We start from the raw sequence: 17,067 nt of genomic DNA on the forward strand, positions 1-17,067 counted from the left end.
GATGACCAACCCACTGGCCGCGGGGGTGGCCGCCTCCTTCGAGGACCTGGTCGGCAACACCCCTCTGCTGCACCTGCGCCTGGACGGCGTCCCACCGGACGTGACCGTGCTGGCCAAGCTGGAGGCGGCCAACCCGCTGTCCAGCGTCAAGGACCGCCCCGCCTTATACATGGTCCGTGCCGCGGAGGCATCCGGCGCACTCGTGCCCGGGGCCACCGTCATCGAGTCCACCTCCGGCAACACCGGTATCGCGCTAGCCTCCCTGGCCGCCGCCCGCCGCCACCCGTGCGTGATCGTGCTTCCCCGGAACGCCTCCGAGGAGCGGGTCATGACCCTGCGGATGCTCGGCGCCGAGGTCGAGTTCACCGACCCGGAACTGGGCTTCGCCGGCTGCGTCGAACGCGCCGAGAAGCTGCACGCCGAGATCGACGGCTCCTGGTACGCCCGGCAGCACGAGAACCCGGCCAACGTCCTGGCCCACTACGAGACCACCGGCCCGGAGATCTGGCGCGACACCGGCGGCCGGGTCGACGTGCTGGTCTGCGGGGTCGGCACCGGCGGCACGCTCACCGGGATCGCCCACTGCCTGCGCGAGCGCAACCCCGCGCTGCGCGTCGTCGCGGTCGAGCCGGAGGGCTCCCCGCTGCTGTCCGGCGGCCCGCCGGGCCCGCACCGCATACCCGGCCTGAACGGCGGCTTCCTCAGCCCCGTCACCGATGTCGACTGCATCGACGAGGTCGTCGTGGTCTCCGACGAGGACGCCGCCGCCGCGACCCGGGCGCTGGCCGCCGACAGCGGCCTGCTGGTCGGCGTCTCCTCCGGCGCCGCCGTCCACGCCTGCCGGGAACTGACCCGCCGTCACGACCTGTCCGGGGCGACCGTCGTCACCGTCCTCCCCGACAGCGGCGAGCGCTATCTGAGCTGGTGGCCCGCGGAGGAGCAGCGGTGAGATTCAGCGAACTGCACCGCAACCTCAAGCTGCGCATCGGCGTCGGCTTCTTCCAGCGGTTCTTCGACATCATGCTCGTCCCGCTGATGGTCATCCACTTCTCACGGCTGTACGACGCGGCCACCGCGGGCCTGATGACCCTGGTCGTGGCGGTGGCGACGGTGGGCTGCAACCTCGTCGGCGGGCATCTGTCCGACGTGTACGGCCGCCGCAAGGTGCTGATGGCCGGAGAGGCCGGCGTCTTCCTCTCGTACATCGGCCTCGCCCTGGTCAACTCGCCGCTGCTGCACTCCGGTCCGGCGACCTACGTGCTCTACCTGTGCGCCGCCTGCATGGCGGGCGTCGCGCTGCCCGCCAACGAGGCGATGATCGTGGACGTCTCCACCCCGGAGAGCCGTACCGCCGTCTACACGATCAACTACTGGGTGATCAACGTCGCCTTCATGCTCGGCTCCCTGGTCGGCGGCTTCTTCTACGAGGGCTACTTCCTCCACCTGCTCACCGCGGCCGCGATCGCCACCGGCGGCATCTTCCTGGTCACCTTCCTGGCGCTGTCCGAGACCGCGCCGTCCGAGGCCGCGCTGAACCCCCGCGGCGTGAAGCCCGCCCTCCAGGGCTACCTCGCGGTGGCCCGCGACCGGGTGTTCCTGCGGCTCGTCCTGGCGGCCCTGCTGGTCTGGTCCGTGGAGGTCCAGATCTCCTCCTACCTCGCGGTCCGGCTCGGCTCCGACTTCCCCGAGCAGCGACTGCTGTCGCTGGGCTCCTGGCAGGTGACCGTCGACGGCATCAACGTGCTCGGCATCCTGCGCGCCACCAACACCCTGCTCGTCGTGGTCTGCGGCCTGTGGGTGGGCAAGCTGCTCGGGCGCCTCGACGAGCGGTCGCGCCTGGTGGCCGGAGTGGTGATCTTCACCGCCGGCTACATGGCGTGGGCGCTCGGCGACAACGCCTGGCTGATGATCGCGGCGGCCGTCGTGGTCACGCTGGGGGAGCTGATGAACCAGCCCGTCAACCAGACCCTCGTGGCCGCCCTGGTGCCGGCCGACTCCCGCACCAAGTACATGGCCGCCTACGGACTGCACGTGCGGCTCGGCTACATGGTCGGCTCCCTGTCGGTGATCCTCGGCGCGGTCGTCGACTCCTGGGTCATGGCCCTGCTGTACGCGGCCTTCGGAGCGGCCGCGATCCAGTTGTACCGGGGCCTGTTCCGGATCCAGGACGCCCGTGCCGCGGCCGAGGAACCGAAGGCCGAGGCCGGCGCATGACCCCCGCACCCGCCATGAAAGGGAGGGCCGTCCGTGACTGAGCACACGGCACCCGCGAACAACCGGCTGCTGATGGTGCAGCCGTACACGCAGTTCGTCGAGAAGGCGGTCGCGCTCGGCTTCGAGGTCTGGTCGATCTGGGACCCGACACTCCAGCCGGCCTCCTATCTGCAAGGGGTCGAGAAGGTCTCCAAGGAGATGCTGTGGACGGACTTCTCGGACGAGGCCGGGCTGCGCCGCCTGGTCCGGGAGACCGCCCTCGCCCACGACGTCGGCACCCTGCTCCATCTGGGCGAGGAGGCCACCATGGTGGCCGTCGCCGAGGAGGCCCAGGCCCTCGGCCTCGCCCTCAACCCGCCGGAGGCGCTCCGGCGGCTCAACGACAAGGCGGTGCTGCGCGCACTGCTCGCCGAGCACGGCCTGTCCCCGGTGCGCACCGCCCTCGCCGGCACCCCCGACGCGGTGGACGCCGTCCTGGCCGGCTTCGGGCTGCCCGCCGTGGTCAAGCCGACCCGGCTCCAGGGCAGCGCCGCGGTACGGCTGGTGACCGGCCCCGACGACCTCGACGCCTGGCGGCGGGAGCTGGCCGGCCACGGCTACGACGGCCCGGTGCTGGTCGAGGAGTACCTGCGGGGACCGGAGTTCAGCGTCGAGACGCTCACCCACGAAGGCCGCCACCTGGTGGTCGGCGTCACCGCCAAGCGCAAGACACCCGCCCCGGCGTTCGTGGAGACCGGCCACGTCTTTCCCGCGCCGCTGCCGGACGCCGACGCCACGGCGATCGGCGACCTGGTCACCGCGGTGCTGGACGCGTCCGGATACCGCTTCGGCCCCGCGCACACCGAGGTCATCCTCACCGCCGACGGCCCCCGCGTCGTGGAGTCGCAGGCCCGGCTCGGCGGCGACCGGATCCCCGCGCTCATCCGGCTCGCCACCGGCTTCGACATCGAGGGAGCCATCTTCGACCTGCTGGTCGGCGGCACCGCCGAGCCCACCCCGGCCGAGCGGACGGCGGCCATCTCGTTCTTCGCCCTCCCGCCGGGCCGGATCACCCGCCTGGAGGGCCTCGCGGACATCGACGCGCTCCCGCACGTGCACGGCGTCCGCTTCCCGTACACCGAGGGCGACGTGCTGCCCGAGACCCGGCACTCCGGCTCCCGGCACGGCCATGTGATCGTGACGGGCGGCACCGCCGAGGAGGCCGAACGCCTGGCCGCCGAGACGAAGGCACGGCTGCGGGTGGAGACCGGCTCCGCCGTCCTGAACGCCGTGCACACCGCGCCCGCCGCCCCGCTGCGCCCCGAGCGGACCCTGCTGCTGATCGGGCACCAGACCGAGCCGGTGCGGATCGCCAAGGAGCTGGGGCTGGACGTGATCCTGATCCAGCACAAGGAGAAGTTCCAGCCCGAGCAGGCCGCGCTCGCCGACGTCACCCTGATCGCCGACTACACCGACTGGTCGGTGCTGGAGCCGCTCGCCCGGGCCGCCCACACGATCTGGAACTTCTCCGCCGCGCTGTCGCTCACCGAACCCGGACTCGAACCCGCCGGCCGGGTCAACGACCTGTTCGGCCTCGCCGGCACCGGCCACGAGCCGGCCCGGCTGCTCCGCGACAAGCTCGCCATGCGCCGTCACCTCGCCGCCGTCGGCGCCCCCACGGTCGCCGCCGAACCGCTCACCGACCGGGACGGCCTCGCCGCGTTCGGCGCCGCCCACGGCTACCCGTTCGTGGTCAAACCCGTGGACCTGACCGCCGGTTACGCCCTGTTCCGGGTCGACGGCCCGCAGGACGTGGACGACGTGTGGGAGCGGATCGGCGCGGCCCGCCGCACCGGCATGGACCGCGGCTCCACGATGTACGCGGTCACCGAGTTCCTGATGGAGCAGTACATCGACGGCCCCGAGTACAGCGTCGAGGGCTTCAGCTTCGCCGGGCGGCACACCGTCGTCGCCATCACCGAGAAGCTCACCGACGGCGGCCACTTCGTGGAGCTGGGCCACGCCCAGCCGGCCCGGCTCGGTCCGGCGGACGAACAGCGCGTCGTCGACGCCGTCGGCGAGTTCCTCGACGCCATCGGCATCACCGACGGCCCCACCCACACCGAGCTGAGGCTCAGCTCGCGCGGCCCCCTGATCATCGAGGGCCACAACCGGCTGGGCGGCGACCACATCCCGGACCTGGTCCAGGCCGCGTACGGCGTCGACCTCACCCGCTACGCGCTCGCCTGGCCGTTCGGCCTGGTGGAGCCGCTTACCGAGCGCCCGAAGCCGATCGCGGCGGGCTGTGTGCGCGGCATCCTCGGCCGGCCCGGCCGGGTCACCGCGATCACCGGCGCGGACGAACTGCGCGCCCACCCGTCGGTGCTCGCCCTCGACCTGGCGGCCAGGACCGGTTTGGTGATCCGGCCGATCCAGGACAACTGGGACCGGCTCGGCCTGCTGGCCGTCACCGCCGCCGACACCGACGCGGCGGTCGCGCTCTGCGAGGAACTGCTCGACACCGTGCTGACGGTGTCCGTGGAGGACGAGATCCGATGACCCTCGTCGTCCTGGACCCCGACGGCCGGTACGCGGCCGAGTGTCCCGGCTGGCTCGCCGACACCGCCGACGAGCTGCACCTGATCACCGGCCGGGCGGGCCTCCACCCGGGCTTCGCCCGCGTGACGGTCGTGGAGCGCTACGACCGCGGCACCGCCGCCGAACTGGCCGTGCTGGACACCGCCGCGCGCACGCCGGTCCGGGCGGTGATCGCGCTCGCACCGGTGGACCAGGTGCGGGCGGCGGGCCTGCGCGAGCGGCTCGGACTGCCGGGCCAGTCCCGGGAGGCCGCGCTGGTCCTCGCCGACTCGGTGGCCGCGCACACGCTGCTGACCCGGGCCGGGATCCCCACCACCCCCCGGGCGGAGGTGCGCCGGGTCGCCGACCTGTACTGGTGGGCCCACCGCTGGGGCTACCCGCTGGCGGTCCGGCCGCGCCGGGGCACGGACCGGCCGGTGATCGCCGAGCTGCCCGACGAGGCCGCGCTGCGCGCCGCGGTCGCGGGCGGACTGTCGCCCGCCGACCCGGCACTCGTACCGAGCCTGACGGTCGAACCGGCCGTGACCGGCGCGGTGCGGCGCGAGGAGGGCCTGCCGCTCGACGGCGTGCTGCCCGCCGACCCCGGGCACCCGTACGCGGTGGAGACCGTCCGCGGCCCCGACGGGAGACGGCTGGTGCACGCGGTGCGCTACGACCCCGAGGCGCGCCCGGCCCGCGAACTGGTGCGGGCCCAGGCCGGCATCGGCGCGCGGTTCCCGGAGGTGGTCTGAGATGGCCGTACTCGTGCTGCACCACCGGGGTTCGCTCGCGGGCACCCCGTACCACGAGTGGCTGGCGGACTACGAGGGCGATCTGCTGCTGATCGCCTCGCGCGAGCATCTGGCGCTGGTGTCGGAGGAGTTGCCGTCCGAGGGCGGCGCCTACCGGCGGACCGCCGCCGTGGACGCGTACGAGACCGGCGGCGACCTGGAGTCCCTCGCCCTGGAGTGGGCGCGCGAGCACCGGGTCGCCCACCTCGTCGCCTGCCAGGAGCGCGACCTGGAGCGGGCGGCCGAACTGCGCGACGTGCTCGGGCTGCCCGGGCAGCGGATGGACACCGTGCTTCCCTACCGGGACAAGGCGCTGATGAAGCGCCGGGTCGCGGCCGCGGGCCTGGCGGTGGCCCCGTACCTGGAGGTGGAGAGCGCCGCCGAGCTGATCGGCTTCGCCGAACGGCACGGCTTCCCGCTGGTGCTCAAGCCGGTGGACAGCGCCGGCTCGGTCGGCCTGCGCATCCTGGAGTCCCGCGAGGAACTGGACGCGCACCTGGCCGACGGCCTCGACCTGTACGGACCGCATCTGCCGAACCTGCTCGCCGAGGCGTTCGTGCCGGGCCGGATGTGCCATGTGGACGGGCTGGTGGTGGACGGCCGGACGGTGTTCGCCTGGCCCTCGCAGTACCAGTACACGCTGGCCTCGTACCGCACCGACACCGGTGGCCGGCTGGACCTGACCCTGGACACGGACGATCCGCTGACCGGCCGGTTGCTGGAGTTCACCGACCGGGCCCTGGCGGCGCTCGGCGGGCCGGAGAACTTCGCCTTCCACGCGGAGATCTTCCACACGCCCGACGACGGACTGGTGCTGTGCGAGATCGCCTGCCGCACCGGCGGCGCCGCGATCCGCGACATCGTCCGCCTCATGTTCGGGGTGGACCCCAGCGAGGCATGGGTCCGGGCCCAGCTCGGCCTGCCGCTGCCCGAGTGGCTCGGCGCGGAGAAGCGCACACCGCGGCGGATGGTGGGACAGCTCGTGCTGATGAAGCGACCCGGCCGGGTGGTGCGGATCGCGGAGGATCCGCCGGACTTCCCCTGGGTCGAGAAGTACCAGGTGTTCGTCGGACCGGGCCAGACGATGGGGGAGGCCGCGTTCTCCGCCGACTTCCTGCTGACCGCGCTGGTCTCGGGGGCGGACCGGGCGGAGTGCGAGGCGCGGCTGCGGGTCCTGGAGGGGTGGTTCCTGGAGGAACTGGTGCTGGAGCCGGGCGACGGGGCGGGCTGAGCCGTCGCCCGGTCGCCGGGTTGCTCGGTGTGGTGGCCCGGTCGTTTCCGGATGCCGCCGGGAAGCTGCGGCCCGGCCGGCACTGGACGCCGGCCGGGCCGCACCCGTGTCCCCAGCGGGTCAGGAGGGGCCGGGGCCGTTCTCCGGGGTGACCGCGGTGTTCTCCCGGGCGACCGCAGCGCTCTCCCGGGTGATCGCAGCGTGCTCCCGGCTGACCGCGGCACTGCCCTGAAGGCCCATCAGATAGCCCAACTGAAGCCGGTGCTCGGCGCCGTGCTCCTCCTTGAGCCGGGCGACGTGCGCCTGGAGAGACCGCAGACTCAGACCGAGCCGCCGGGCTATCTCCTTGTCCGATCTGCCTTCGATGAGCAGTTTCTGAATCGATCCGCGGATCGCCGGAATGACCTCGGGCGCCGCGTCCGCCGCCCGTACCGGGAGAAATGGATACGACTCGGCCCGGTCCCAGGCGCGTTCGAAGATGTCGGCGAGAAAGTGCACCACCGCCGGGTGGGTGATCAGCACGGCCGAGGTACGCGCCGCATTCGCGGGAATCAATGCGGCGCGCCGGTCGACGATGATCATACGGTCGAAGAACTCCGCCAGCGTACGTACTTGAGCGCCGTACGAAGTGACCGCGCGGACGTATTCCTTCGTGGGTTCGTCGAATCGCGTGCTGTGCTGGTAGAGCGTCCGCATGGAAACGCCGGCCGCGATGCGGTCGCGCACCGCGCTCAGCGCCTCGGCCAGCACCGCGCTTGGGCGTGGCCCGTCGGGCTGGGCGGTGAGGATCTCGGACGTGACGCTGCCGAGCAGATCCTCGATCGCGTCGTTGATCTCGGGCAGCCCGTCGATTGTCTCGAAACCGACCCCACGTGCGGGAACCGTCGGTTCGGGTACCCGCACGGTGGCCGCCGACGCGCGGCCGGCCCTGAGGGAGACGGCCCGGGACAGGTCTCCCAGGGCCTCGCCGACCCGGACCAGCGCCTCGCGGCAGGCGGGGTCGTCCGGTGGCAGGGTGATGGCCAGAGTGCCGTCCTTGGTGTCGGCGGCGGATAACGCTACTAAGCCCATGGTGTCGGATTTATTCCAATGTATTCGCATTTGCATCCTTCGTTTCGCCGAAGTGCGCGTAACCGAAGTATCGGCGATCTTGTCCGGTCAGTCGAGGGGGACGCATAGTTGCTGTGAGGGGGCGCTGAGGTCGGTCGGGCCGCGTTAATCCGCCATTCACAATCGGCACGTCAGGTCTACTGCTGGAAGCGCAATCGCCGTTGAATCACGGCGAATCAACTGGGGGAAATTCGATGACGCTTCGTGAAATGCACCGCACTGCACATAGGGTCTCCGCTCCGGCCGGACCCGAGCGATTCGGCATCAACCACTCCGACGACGGCAAGGACGTGGGCTGGAACGCCGTTCACGCCGTCACCGGATGATCTGATCCACTTCTGCCCGACCGCCCTCGCCCCCCTCCACTCGCACCACTGCCTCACCGCAACTTCCCGAACTGAAGGACGAGTTCGGCACCGGGACACCCTTCGGCTCGGGAATCCCGCGGCCGCCCTGTGCCGGACGAACCCGCCGGGGCAGCGCGAGAGCCGCGCCGGCCCGCGGCGGACGAAGGGGCGATACCTCATGAACCCGAACCACACCTCGGCCGTGCCCGGGCTGCCTGACACCTCCGCTGTGCCTGGCCCGCCCGGCACGTCCGCAGTGCCTGGCCCGCCCGGTACGTCGGCCGTTGCCGGCCCGCCCGGTAGCTCGGCCGTTGCCGGCCCGCCCGGTGCCTCGGCCGTTGTCAGCCCGCCCGGTACGTCGGCGGAGTCCGGCCCGCCTGGCGCCACCGCCGTTCCTGGCCCACTCGGCACCTTGGCTGTGGCCGGACGGCCCGGCGTCACCGCCGTATCCGCGCTGCCCGGCGCCGCTGCCGTATCCGCACCGCCCGGCATCACCGCGGTGTCCGAGCCACCCGCCACCACCGCCGTATCCGCACCACCCAGTACCTCGGCCGTATCCGCACTACCCGGCACGTCAGCCGTATCCGCAGCACCCGGCACGTCGGCCGTATCCGCACCACCCGGCACCTCGGCCGTGTCCGGACCGCCCGCCGCGCAGCAGCAACCCGACTGGCCGGACCCCGGAGCGCTGCGCGCGGTCGCGGACGAACTCACCCTCCTCCCCGCGCTCGTAGCGGCCGAGGAGTGCAACCGCCTGCGAGAGCAACTGGCGGCGGTCGCCCGCGGCGAGGCACTCCTGCTCCAGGGCGGCGACTGCGCCGAGAGCCTGGCCGAGGCCGGCCCGGACACCACCGCGGCCAAGTACCGCACCCTGAACCTCATGGCCGCCGTCATCTCCGAGGCCGCGGGGCTCCCCGTGATCAGGCTGGGCCGCATCGCGGGCCAGTACGCCAAGCCACGTTCCAGCCCGACCGAGATCCGCGACGGCGTCGAACTCCCCTCCTACCGGGGGGACATGGTCAACGGCCCGGTGTTCACCACCGCCGCCCGCACCCCGGACCCGGACCGTTTGCGACGCGTCTACCACGCGTCCGCGAAGACCCTCGGCCACCTGCGCGAACTGACCGCCGCCGACGGGGGCGAGTTCTGGACCAGCCACGAGGCCCTGGTCCTGGAGTACGAGCACGCGCTCTCCCGCACCACCCCGGCGGGCCGCTACGCCCTCTCCGGCCACCTGCTCTGGATCGGCGAGCGCACCCGCCGCCCGGACGGCGCACACATCGCCTTCGCCGCGAGCGTGCGCAACCCGATCGCCGTCAAGCTAGGCCCGTCCAGCACCCCGGACGACGCGCTGCGCCTGATCGACCTGCTCGACCCGGACCGCGAACCGGGGCGGCTGACCTTCATCAGCAGGATGGGCGCCGGCGCCGTCCGGGACACGCTGCCGGACCTGGTGTCCAAGGTGACGGCGTCAGGCGCCGAGGTCGCCTGGATCTGCGATCCCGTGCACGGCAACACCGTGTCCTCGCCGACAGGCCACAAAACCCGCAGACTGGACGACGTGCTGAACGAGATCGAGGGATTCCTGGAGGTCCACCGGTCCCTGGGGACCCACCCCGGCGGCGTCCACCTCGAACTGACGGGAGATCATGTCACCGAATGCGTGGGCGGCACCTATGAGATCCGTTTCGAGGATCTGCCGACCCGCTACGAGACCGTCTGCGACCCCCGGCTGAACCTCGGCCAGTCCCTGGACGTCGCGTTCGAACTCGCGGCCATGTACGCAGCCTCCCCGGTCACCGACCGCGGGACCACCTGGGCGACGGCGTGACTCTGCCACCCGTCCCCCACGACCACGAAGAGGAGACCGCCTGATGGTGGCGACCCGTGCCGGGGAGTTCCTGGCACGTCACGACCGGACCGAACCCGGCGACCCGCTGGTCATCCCCAATGTCTGGGACGCGGTCAGTGCACGGGCGTTCGCGGAGGCCGGCTTCCCCGCCCTGGCGACCTCCAGCGCGGCGGTCGCCGCCGTGCTCGGCTACGACGACGGCGAGGACACCCCGGCCGACGAGATGTTCGCCGCGATCGGACGGATCGTCCGCTCCGTCGACGTACCGGTGACCGCGGACATCGAGGCCGGCTACGGCCTCGCCCCCGCCGAGATCGTCGAGCGACTGCTCGCGGCGGGTGCCGTCGGCTGCAACCTGGAGGACTCCACCGCCGGGCGGCTCAAGGACGCCGAACAGCACGCGGAATGGCTCTCCGAGGTCAGCGTCGCGGCCGGCGACCGGCTGGTGCTGAACGCCCGCGTCGACACGTTCCTGTTCGGCGACCGCTCGGCGGAGACGGCGGTCAAACGCGCCTGCCTGTACATCGACGCGGGCGCGGACGTCGTCTACCCGATCCTGGCCCCCGAGGAACTGCTCCCCGACCTGGCCAACGGCGTCAGCAAGCCGCTGAACGCCCTGTACCGCCCCGGCAACGCCTCGCCCAGCCGCCTCGGCTCCCTCGGCGCCGCCCGCGTCACCTTCGGCGGCGGCCTGCACCAGCAGGCCGCCACCGACGTCACCGACCTGGCCCAGAAGATCGGCCAGGCGTACGGCACGAGGTAGCTCCCAGGGCGGTGACGACTACTTGATGGCCCTATTTGGTGGCCATCAACAGATACTCGTGAGACCGATTGGTCAACATCGGGTCGTCACCGCCCGTAGGCCGGTCGTACAGGTGAATACGCTCGTCGCCCAGCGTGAGGTGACGTCCCAGCACCCGCGCCGCGTCCCAGGCCAGCGGAACGAACCGGCCGGCGATCCGCCGGTTCTGCACCGCGATCACGGCCCGCGCCCCCGGCCGCATGGTCGCCGCGATCGCGCCGAACGCCTCGTCCAGCGCACCGAGATAGTCGTCGTAGTCGCGCAAGGCGTAGAACTGCGCGCCGTCCGTGGCATCGGTGTTCAGATTGGTCCCGAAGTACGGCAGGTCGCACAGCACCATGTCGACGGAGCCCGCCTCCAGCGGAGGCTTCCGGGCGTCCCCGCAGATCATCTCCTGCCCCGGATAGGCGGCCAGCCGCCTGCGAGCGTCCTCGGCCCGCTCCTCGTCCACCTCGATCCCGAACCCCCGCCGCCCCTCCACGGAGGCCGCCACCAAGGTGGTCCCCCACCCGGCGAACGGATCAAAAACAAGCTCCCCGGGCTCACTCAACTCCCGGATCAACGGCCGTAACTGACTGACCAGCCCCGCCTGCCCAGCCGCCTCGGGAAGCCCATGCTCAGCATCCTCGCCCCCCAACACAAGCCAACTACCGACCCCCACGACCAATCACGCATCCCCTCATATCCCGGCAGCGGCCAACTCACCACTACGCACCGGAAATCCCATGCTACTCAGCGGGAACATCCATGCGACTGATCTTCGAAAACCGGTGCGCGCCCCCAGGGGCGCGAGCGCCCGACTGCTGTGCTCCACACCATGGTTGCCCCTGTCAAACCTTGATCAACTCATGCCCGGTGACGGGCGGGGGCGGGAAACTGAGCCTTCCCAGGCCCTGTGCCAGTCTCCGGCCCCGCTCAAGCCAGCGTGGCCGAGGCGATGTCGGAGTATTGGGCCCAAGCTGCGAATCGTTGGCGGTGCACGGCGCTCGTATTCTGCATGATCTCGCGCCGCAACGTCGTGACCAGCTTCGACTCCAGCCCCGCGTCCACGCGGCCCATCGCTCGGAGCGTATGTGCCATGGAGATCACCTGATACGGCAGCAGCGGTGGCGACGTACTGCCAGGATCACGCGCGTACGCGTACAACATGCCCCTGAAATGCGGAGTCACCCGGTCCGCGGCGCTGTACCAGTCGCGGACGATGGTCGCGCACAGCTTCGGTACGGACTCCTTCGCACCGGGCTCGGCCCCGCCGAGTCCTCTCGCGACGGCGAGCGCGCGACCCGCACTCCCCACAAGCAGCGAACGCTGGATCGGCGGCGTGAGCACGGCGTCCGTGGAGGAGAGCAGCGCGCCCCAGAACGCCCTTTCGTCCGCTGGACGGGTACCGACCATCCCGATCGCGCCGACCAGTGCGAAGTGACGCTCGTTCCCGTACAGCTCGGCGAACGCGGCGAGTGCCTCCGATCGGTCGGGGAAGTCCGGACGCGAGGCGAGGACGAGGTACCGCCCGATGACGGCTGGGGCGGTGAGGCCGACCGGCGACAGGGCAGCCCGACACTCCTCGCTGCCGGCGAAACCGTGCAGCTCGAAGACGGCATCCGAGGTGCGGCAGGCCGAGCCGATGCCCTTGCGTGAGACCGCCCGTTGGCCAGCGGCGGCCGCGTCCTCGCGCGAGATCGCCTGTTGGTCGGCGGCCGCCGCGGCGAGCCCGCTGCCCTCGAGGAATTCCTCGAGGGCAGCGGGCTCCAACGCGGTCCATCCGCGGACGGACTCGACCATGTTCACGACCATGTGTACGGGCACGCGCCGCGCCTGCGCTGCGGCAAGCTCACGGAGCTCGATGCTCAGCAGCTGACGACGGAAGTCCGGCGCCAGCTCTGCCGAATGAGAGGCGAGGACGTCGGACAGAAGCACGTACTCTCCCAACCCGCGCATGAGGGTGTTCCGAGCCACGTTGTCCAGATGCTCGCCCAGACACCGGCGCACCGCCGGGAGCGCTCCGCCGAGCGTCCGGGAGTTGCCAGCCGCCGAGAAGATGTTGGCGAAGTCGCTCGCGGTGAGCAGTGGCAGATCCCAGGCGAGCGTATCGCCTCGCAGGCGGTCGCCGATGACCTCCTCGAGGCGCCCGCTCAGATCGGCCTGCTGGTGGGTGTCCGCCCATGCCAACAGGCGAACCAGGAACCCGACGTGTCTGTTGGCGAGCGCGCTGCCGAGTTCGGGCCAGGTTTCAGCGCTCGCGACCCGGTCCCGGAACACCGCCACCAGCTCCGGGCATCGCAGCTGCAGGAAGGCGTCGTATTGGATCACCTCGCCAGGCCCCCGGTGAATACAGTGGCGCACCACCTCGGGGATCGACGCACCGACCCGCTCCGACATGACTGCGATGAACTCGGCGTTCCGCCCCGCGATCTCGCTGGCCCGAAAGCAGCTACCCAGGTCGGACGAGCTGGCCCGGCTCAGGTTCTCGGCCACGTCGGCGGCCCGGACGCTGAAGAGGATGGCGAGCAGCTTCCTGCTCAACTCGTCGTCGAACCGGCGGGCGGCCTTCCCGACGCTCAGCAAGGACCAGACCGGCGCGTCGTAAGACCAGGCTATGAACTCCTGCCGTACCGCCGGCTGCTTGAGTAGCGTGCTGAACACGTCGGCAGTCCGTGGCAGCAGCATCAGGAACTCCAAGAAGTGCATGACGTCCGGCGGTGGAGACTGCTGGACCTTCGTGACGAGGAGCTCCTGCTCCGATGAAAGCTGGTGGTCGATGTCCGAGAACCGCGCGACACCGAGGTCGACGAGCTGACGTGTCGTCCGCGACAGGTTGGGCAGATTGAACTTCGTGAGGATGTCCCCGCGAAGGATGCCGTTCTCGACCAGCTGCGCGAGTAGCCGCGCGGCGTCGCTGCGGCGTCCGGCCTGGACGAGCCGCGAGGCGATCCCGCAGGCGGCATAAGGGTCGGTGACCGCGATCTGCTTCAGCGCCGCCGAGTCGGTCGATACGCCCAGTGCGCGCAGCAGCAGCCGCGCCACAGCCGGATGCCCCAGGGCGTAGTAGCGCTTGCGGGAGTGGACAAGACCTTCCATGACGAGCTTCGACAGGCCGTTGGAGACAAGCGAGCCGGGACCCAGGCCGAACTCGTATTGTCCGGCCGTGGCAAGGCGGCGAAGGTTCTCCTCTTCTTCGGCGCTGCGGCCGGTGAGATACCTCGACCGGATGAAGGCGACGGCGTCCTGCTGGGACAGGGTGGTCGTGTCGGCGGTCAGGCGACCGATGCTTCCGCGCATCGCAAGTGAGAAGGTCACCAGATCGGGAAACGTCTCCTTCCACTTCATCAGAGCGCCGTCCGACGGCAGAGCCAGGGCAGCATGGGCGAAGGCATCTGTCCGCCGCCACACGGCAAGCAGCGACCGATCGCTGACGGTCAGCCTTACGGCCGGCACACGGTTGTCGTGCTCGTCGCGCCGGGAGAGCAGCAGCATGAAACCGCGACCACAGGTGGCCATCCAGTGGTTGACGATGTTCCGTTCCAGACGTCCATCGAGGTGTGTGTTGTCGACGACGATCAGTCTGCCTGGCTCGTCGAGGGTGGTGAGGCGGTCGAGCAGCAGAGCCGTGTCGGTGACGCTGAACGGCGCGTTGAGACTCGCCAGGTCGACGTAGAAGGCCGCGTCGAACCGCGTGGCGTCACGTCCGACCATGGCGGCCATCGTGGTCTTCCCGGTGCCCGACTCGCCGGAGACGCGGGCGATGCGGTGCCCGCTCAGGTAGTCGATGACCTGGGAGAACTCGGGCAGCGGGGCGGTTGTGGCGGCGCCGTACTCGTCGCGCTGCAAGGCGATGGTCGACGGGTCGCCGTCGCCGTAGATATCAGCATCGTCGATTCCGACGAACGGTGCGATCGACGGGACGTGGCCACTGCTGTCCGCTTCGGCGGTGGGCAGCAACTGAGCAAGCAAGGCGTACAACACCTCAGCCGAGGCGCGGGCCGCAAACCGCTTGTACCGATCGTCCTTGTCGCTGTCGGCGTGATCCATGACGCCCTTGGCGATCAGGCAGTACGGCACCTGATGCTGGTGCGCCACCGTGGCGACGGTAGCGGCCTCCATCTCCACTGCAGCGATCTTTCGCATCCCCATGTGCTGCAACTGGGCCCACAGCCCGGGATCGGCGACCACCGCGCTCCCCGACGCCATCGGGGCCGCCACCACCTCGAACGGCAGACCCTGTGGCCCGTCCACATCGTCGTACAACCACCCCTGCACCAACTCCGCACCTTGGTCGGTCAACTCCAACCCGGTTTGCGCACGGCCGATCAATCCTCTCTGTTCCCATTGCTGCAGCCGCGCCCCCCATGCGTATTCCGGGAAATACCGACGACGCGCAGGATGATTCCGCGGATCCTGGCCCCGGTGCAACCGTTCCAACAGCCACAACAACGCGTCCTCATCGCCGGCCGGGCGGTAACTGGGCAGCCCTCCGGGGGTGAAGTCCTGCACCGCGCGGAGCCAACGGTGATTCAGCCGGAACTGCCGAATATCGCCTTTCAGCTCTGCCGGGAATTGCTTACCCTCGTCCCATTCATAGACCGGGTCGGCCACCACCACATCCCCGAGAGCCATGTCGTCAGGGTTACCCGCACACACCCCGCACATGGCCAGGCATCTGGGCTGCAACTGATTGGTCAACGTTGTGACGATCGGAGCCGTCTCCCGGGCACCCATGTGCGTCGATCGTGCCAATGCCACCGACAAGCGTCGGCCGTCCTCCCGACGGTACTCACCCCACCAGTACGGAGCCGATCCCCCCGCGCCGCGCTCCTCCCACAGCGCCACCCCAGGCCCGCCGGATTCCCCGGCGAGGCCGGCGGCCTTCGCCTCTGCCAACTCCTCTGGCAACGCGGCGATGACCAAAACGTCAACCCGGTCCACCGACACCTTGAAGGCCCCACCCCTCCGAACGATTCGGCCCGGTACCAGGCCCTCCGAATCAGACGAGGATGTCCCGAGTGCCATGGAACTTCGGTGACGACCCCCATCCGCACTCTATGCCGCGGTGTCGACAGGCTCCAGGGATCTGTCGATTGGTGAGAGTTTTCAGGGTGGCCTCGGATGGGTGACGACCGGACCGTAGGCAACGGACAGGGCTCCCGTGGCGTTGAGAGCGGCTTTTCGTTCTCAACTCGCCAGCTCAGGAACTCAGTTGGTCCCATGTCCTGCCGCACTCGATCTGCCGCACGCATTCGTGGAGCGGGTGACGATGCTGATCGTCACTCGGGAGGATGACCGGCGATGCAAGCTCCGACCGTCCGCGCGTGCGGTGCTCGCTCTGGCATAGCTGCGCCGACATGCCCCTGGCTCAGCTGGCTGCGGGTTTCCGCATTTCTGTTGGCACCGCCCACACCTACGTCACCCTGTCATCGAACACCTCGCGGACAAGGCGCCGGGCCTGCTGAAGGTCCTGCGCGAGGCAGATCCCGACTACGTTCTCCTGGACGCGCCAGGCTTGGACCCAGGTCCCGCCGGCCGCGACATGAAAGGCGTATCGAGGACCTGCTGAGCGCATACGAGTGATCGCCCGCGGCCTGGGGCTTCATACTTCCCGCGTGGACGTATCCGACGATGGCCAGAAGCTCGCTCCCGAGTGGGCGGAGGTCGGCAACAACGTATGCGGGATTCTGCGCGGTTTCCGGGATGCCTCTGCGGTGGCCCAGCACTTCGTGAAGGCTGGGTGGAGCTCGAGATCGTCTTCCTGGCACGACTACGAGGTCGAAACCAGCTGGTGTCAGCTGGAGGTCGCCCCGGCCGATGGCCCGGACGTTCTGCTGAACGGTGTCGTCGACCCGCAACGTTTCGACGAGCTCGACGGCGTACTCCGCCGCTCCGGTCTGAGGTACTCCCTGGAGCTCTACGAAGGGGACGACCTCCTGGTTCGCGAGACTCAGGCGTGATCACTGAGCCGTGCACGAGGCCCTGTGACAACTGCCCGGGGGGTCTCGTCGTTTCGCTTGCTCACCTGCGGCGATGCTCCAAGATCCCGTCCCTGCCTCGTCCACAGACCCCGGCAGGCGCCCGCTTCGAGCGGCATGCGGTTGCACAAATACGAAGACCCCGCACCCAGCGTTTCCGCTGGTGACGGGGTCTTGGGCACTTCCTGCGAAGTGCCCCCGGCA

12 protein-coding genes and 1 pseudogene are annotated in these 17,067 nt (G+C 70.4%); 10 read left to right on the forward strand and 3 right to left on the reverse strand.

The features are described 5' to 3' along the window. Nucleotide 1: 1 nt before the first annotated feature. The 5 genes from AFM16_RS26345 to AFM16_RS26370 are packed head-to-tail and all read left to right on the forward strand — an operon-like array spanning nucleotide 2 to nucleotide 6,792. Complete coding sequence (locus AFM16_RS26345) at nucleotides 2-949, forward strand: PLP-dependent cysteine synthase family protein (RefSeq protein ID WP_078634809.1); 948 nt, start codon at nucleotides 2-4, stop codon at nucleotides 947-949. Then, nucleotides 946-2,214 (forward strand): MFS transporter, encoded by a 1,269-nt coding sequence (locus tag AFM16_RS26350; protein WP_078634810.1) that lies wholly within the window; start codon nucleotides 946-948, stop codon nucleotides 2,212-2,214. Before AFM16_RS26345 ends, AFM16_RS26350 begins: the two co-directional genes overlap by 4 nt. A 33-nt stretch (nucleotides 2,215-2,247) precedes the next feature. Then, nucleotides 2,248-4,752, forward strand: a complete 2,505-nt coding sequence (locus AFM16_RS40195) for an ATP-grasp domain-containing protein (protein ID WP_245177806.1) — start codon at nucleotides 2,248-2,250, stop codon at nucleotides 4,750-4,752. Beyond that, nucleotides 4,749-5,522, forward strand: a complete 774-nt coding sequence (locus tag AFM16_RS26365) for an ATP-grasp domain-containing protein (RefSeq protein ID WP_078634811.1) — start codon at nucleotides 4,749-4,751, stop codon at nucleotides 5,520-5,522. The genes AFM16_RS40195 and AFM16_RS26365 overlap by 4 nt, the downstream gene beginning before the upstream one ends. Nucleotide 5,523: 1 nt before the next feature. Then, entirely contained in the window at nucleotides 5,524-6,792 is a 1,269-nt protein-coding gene (locus AFM16_RS26370) for an ATP-grasp domain-containing protein (protein ID WP_078634812.1), read from the forward strand. Between the two features lie 120 nt (nucleotides 6,793-6,912). Here AFM16_RS26370 and AFM16_RS26375 read toward each other — a convergent pair whose 3' ends face one another. Further along, a complete protein-coding gene (locus AFM16_RS26375) occupies nucleotides 6,913-7,893 on the reverse strand; it encodes a LuxR family transcriptional regulator (protein WP_143648440.1) in 981 nt (326 codons plus the stop codon). Nucleotides 7,894-8,096: 203 nt separating this feature from the next. Here AFM16_RS26375 and AFM16_RS40200 point away from each other — a divergent pair, with 203 nt between their 5' ends. The 3 genes from AFM16_RS40200 to AFM16_RS26385 all read left to right on the forward strand — a co-directional run bounded on the left by AFM16_RS40200 (nucleotide 8,097) and on the right by AFM16_RS26385 (nucleotide 10,864). Then, nucleotides 8,097-8,228: a hypothetical protein gene (locus AFM16_RS40200; protein ID WP_256861351.1), complete on the forward strand. Its 132-nt coding sequence runs from the start codon at nucleotides 8,097-8,099 to the stop codon at nucleotides 8,226-8,228. Nucleotides 8,229-8,883: 655 nt separating this feature from the next. Further along, a complete protein-coding gene (locus tag AFM16_RS26380) occupies nucleotides 8,884-10,080 on the forward strand; it encodes a 3-deoxy-7-phosphoheptulonate synthase (RefSeq protein WP_209313227.1) in 1,197 nt (398 codons plus the stop codon). Nucleotides 10,081-10,123: 43 nt separating this feature from the next. Beyond that, nucleotides 10,124-10,864, forward strand: coding sequence for an isocitrate lyase/PEP mutase family protein (locus AFM16_RS26385; RefSeq protein ID WP_030784442.1), 741 nt, complete (start codon nucleotides 10,124-10,126; stop codon nucleotides 10,862-10,864). A gap of 31 nt (nucleotides 10,865-10,895) precedes the next feature. Here the strand turns inward: AFM16_RS26385 and AFM16_RS26390 are convergent, their stop codons facing one another. After that, on the reverse strand, nucleotides 10,896-11,564 hold the full coding sequence (locus AFM16_RS26390; protein ID WP_306293482.1) for a TRM11 family SAM-dependent methyltransferase: 669 nt from the start codon (nucleotides 11,562-11,564) through the stop codon (nucleotides 10,896-10,898). A gap of 254 nt (nucleotides 11,565-11,818) precedes the next feature. Beyond that, nucleotides 11,819-15,826, reverse strand: a complete 4,008-nt coding sequence (locus tag AFM16_RS26395; RefSeq protein WP_167797255.1) for a phosphorylase family protein — start codon at nucleotides 15,824-15,826, stop codon at nucleotides 11,819-11,821. A gap of 271 nt (nucleotides 15,827-16,097) precedes the next feature. On the opposite strand from AFM16_RS26395, the pseudogene AFM16_RS26400 reads away from it, so the two are divergent. Both AFM16_RS26400 and AFM16_RS26405 read left to right on the forward strand, forming a co-directional pair. After that, a pseudogene (locus AFM16_RS26400) lies at nucleotides 16,098-16,391 on the forward strand (transposase family protein); the annotation flags it as partial. Between the two features lie 109 nt (nucleotides 16,392-16,500). Further along, nucleotides 16,501-16,845 carry a hypothetical protein gene (locus AFM16_RS26405; RefSeq protein ID WP_143648442.1) on the forward strand — a complete coding sequence of 115 codons (345 nt, stop codon included), beginning with the start codon at nucleotides 16,501-16,503 and terminating at the stop codon, nucleotides 16,843-16,845. The last annotated feature ends 222 nt before the right edge of the window (nucleotides 16,846-17,067 follow it).

Source organism: Streptomyces antibioticus (genome assembly GCF_002019855.1).
Classification (GTDB): domain Bacteria; phylum Actinomycetota; class Actinomycetes; order Streptomycetales; family Streptomycetaceae; genus Streptomyces; species Streptomyces antibioticus_B.

Bases quoted from the DNA above. Each gene is read 5' to 3' on its own strand.
- AFM16_RS26345 (WP_078634809.1), top strand. From the start codon at position 2: ATGACCAACCCACTGGCCGCGGGGGTGGCCGCCTCCTTCGAGGACCTG.
- AFM16_RS26365 (WP_078634811.1), top strand. From the start codon at position 4,749: ATGACCCTCGTCGTCCTGGACCCCGACGGCCGGTACGCGGCCGAGTGT.
- AFM16_RS26370 (WP_078634812.1), top strand. From the start codon at position 5,524: ATGGCCGTACTCGTGCTGCACCACCGGGGTTCGCTCGCGGGCACCCCG.
- AFM16_RS26375 (WP_143648440.1), bottom strand. From the start codon at position 7,893: ATGCGAATACATTGGAATAAATCCGACACCATGGGCTTAGTAGCGTTA.
- AFM16_RS40200 (WP_256861351.1), top strand. From the start codon at position 8,097: ATGACGCTTCGTGAAATGCACCGCACTGCACATAGGGTCTCCGCTCCG.
- AFM16_RS26385 (WP_030784442.1), top strand. From the start codon at position 10,124: ATGGTGGCGACCCGTGCCGGGGAGTTCCTGGCACGTCACGACCGGACC.